Source organism: Paenibacillus sp. Marseille-Q4541 (assembly GCF_018310695.1).
Lineage (GTDB): Bacteria > Bacillota > Bacilli > Paenibacillales > Paenibacillaceae > Paenibacillus.
In genome coordinates, this window is the sequence record NZ_JAGXCY010000075.1 from 1 (window position 1) to 2867 (window position 2867).

General features: G+C 40.4%; 3 protein-coding genes. All 3 read right to left on the reverse strand.

Going from position 1 to position 2867, the window contains the following annotated elements:
- Positions 1–154: 154 nt before the first annotated feature.
- On the reverse strand, positions 155–637 hold the full coding sequence (locus KFT32_RS27065; RefSeq protein ID WP_211750453.1) for a hypothetical protein: 483 nt from the start codon (positions 635–637) through the stop codon (positions 155–157).
- Positions 637–1431 (reverse strand): DUF3100 domain-containing protein, encoded by a 795-nt coding sequence (locus tag KFT32_RS27070; RefSeq protein WP_211750454.1) that lies wholly within the window; start codon positions 1429–1431, stop codon positions 637–639. The genes KFT32_RS27065 and KFT32_RS27070 overlap by 1 nt, the downstream gene beginning before the upstream one ends.
- A 62-nt stretch (positions 1432–1493) precedes the next feature.
- On the reverse strand, positions 1494–2753 hold the full coding sequence (locus tag KFT32_RS27075) for a M20/M25/M40 family metallo-hydrolase (protein WP_211750455.1): 1260 nt from the start codon (positions 2751–2753) through the stop codon (positions 1494–1496).
- Positions 2754–2867: the final 114 nt, after the last annotated feature.

Sequence of the window (2867 nt, forward strand, 5' to 3'; positions counted from 1 at the left end):
AAATATACAGGATCGTGTTTTTTTATGCCTTATCATTTAACATATATAACCCAATTATGATGTTTCTAATCCAAATACAAGAAAAAACCTGTTCACAAGGAACAGGTTTTCTCACTCTCATTTGAATACATCATGTATGAGTCTGATCGTACGTTTATCGAGTCAAAGAAAGGCCAATTTCAGATAAAATCGCACTTCCAAGGTAAGTTCCTGTAAAAACAAACAACGCAACGATCGCTACACGCCAAGATGTTTTACGAAGATCTCCCAGACGGTCTACTACGGATATCCCAGCGAACGCCAAAATAGGTGTAGTGATCGACAAGAAGTTAACTGCTTGAATCGCTTCTACAAATACATTTGAAATCAAGCAAAACACAAGAGAGGTTAGAGATACCCATCCAAGTACAGGGAACTCCTGAAGAGCTTTGACTGGGACTTTCTTCATTAAAGAAGAGATCAGGATGCCGATCATGGAGAATAACCACAAGACAGCGAGCCCTCCAATTGTATCCCAGGATACGGAGACGCCCTCTCCGATCCGAATTTGTTTCATAATATCAGTGAATAGAATAAGCGAGACACTTAGCAAAAGTACGAGTCCAGCTTTCATCCAATTTTTTTTATCCAATGTCATTACTTTTTACCTCCAGTAAACAGATTGTACATGAAGCGTTGCAGTGGAACAGCTAGGAAGACCATCGTGTACGTTCCCAGGAAGCTTGTAAGCAGCTGACTTGCTGCAGCATAACTGTTGATGATCTCTGCCTTATCTGGTGCCAGCGCAATAAGGGATGATGAAGCACCTACCATCATACTGGAAGAACCTACCCCAGCAGACATCGCAAGGGCTTCAATGGAAAACCCGAGAGAATGCATTACTGGTGCAATAATACTAAAGAATAGTGTTCCGAAAAGCGTTCCAATAATATAGAGGGACAATACACCGCGTCCTTCACTTGAATCAAGCGTGTATTTCTCTGAAATGTAAGCAAGTTCACCTTCACGACCAAGTCCGAGCGTAGCTCCGATCGCTTCTCGGCGCAGACCGAGCAGAATCGCAATCGGAAGACCAAGTAATACAGTTCCGAGATTACCGATCTCTTGAAGCAAGAATACCCAACCAACAGAAAGAATTTCTTTCAATTTAGGCGCTACATCCGCGCCGTAACGTGCCATTAGAGGGAGCATGATAAAAATAAGGTATTTACTTGCAAAGTTTACGTTCTCTTTACTGTACACCTTTGTCATAATTCCGCGTCTGAAGAATTTCATTCCCAGGATCATTGCAATAAGAATAGCGAAAACAAGCGGGAGAAGATTGATTTTGATATCCCCAATAGGGATCGATTGCATCCCAATCATCTCGGCTGCTGTAATCAGAATTAAAGCAAAAATGATGAGATATACTAGATGTGCTTTTGACTTCATGAAACAGGTTCCTCATTTCTATAATTTCTTATGGTTGTTACATAACCTATCTATGTTGAAGGCTACTCTGTAATAGAAGAAAGTAGTGCTTCGTATTCAGTAAAAGTTCGACGGTAAATTTTCGATTTGTCCAGTTGACCATTCATTTTGCTGATTACTTCAGTCAAATATCTTGGGAATACTTCATATATGAACTTAGGATCAATATCCTTGAAGTCATCTCCGTGAATCGTGCCTGTAAATCCGCTATAGCCAATTTGAATACATGGCATCATGTAAGATAAGTCTCCGATATCCCCTGCTGCACTGATTGCATTATTGTTGAGGATTTCTTCAATTTCTTCATTCTCCTCGAATGCTGCCATGGCAAATTCAGACAGATAACGATCTTGTACAAATGGTAGATAGCCCATCTGAGTCGTTGCTTCTACCTCTCCGCCCATAGCTAATGCACTACCTTTTGCGGCCTGATCCATTTGTTTAGCAACTTCCTTCATATATTCCACAGACTGCGTTCGAAGATCAGTTCCTACTGTAATTTGATTAGGAATTACATTCGTTGACATATCCGATTGCATAACAATCGGGTTCATTCGTACCTTCTCTGCATCCTTGAAGTGCTGTCTTTGCATTCCAAGTGCGACATTAAACAGTGTAGACATGCTGTAAGCGTTCGTACCTGAAGAAGGATCAAAACCTGCATGGGATGCACGGCCTTTAAAGGTATACTTTTTGTAAAGGAAACCTGCAAGATCACAATTGATTTCAATCGTACGTTTTGGATATTCCCCACCCATGGAATGAACACATACACCAAGGTCAATATCGTCAAATATGCCTCGCTTCATCGCCTCCGGTTTGCCACCGTAATACGTAATTTCACCTTTCTCCTTCAGCGCATCTCGGTAAGGTAAATCGAGATATTCTTCTGCTGGTACAAAAATAAACGTAAGAGCCATATCCAAGGATTCATAAGCTTTCGTTGTATAATAATGCTTGTAGAGTGCAAGCGCGATTGCTACCTGAGTGTAGTGCCCACAGTTATGTGCAGCACCTGTTGCCTGATCTGAATGGAAATGAGATGGTGCATACACAGCATCCAGTTCAGCAATAAAACCGAGATTTAGTTGTTTTCCGGTTCCGAGTGTCGTTTTGATCCCCGTACCACAGAACACCTCATACTCAAGATCTGGATTTACTTTAAGTAAGAAATCAAGTACTGCTTGATGTGTTTTATGTTCCTTGTAACCCAGTTCGGGATTGTCAAAAATGCGGCTGCCTATCTCTCTAATTTCTTCATATTGCTTAGTGAAAGTACTCATGATGTCCCCCTGTTAGGTTGATTTATATTCAAATAATTACATATATACATCTGAAAGAACTTTTTCATCATAAGTAAAAAACAGAATATTGTCAACAATTTATACGTATATATC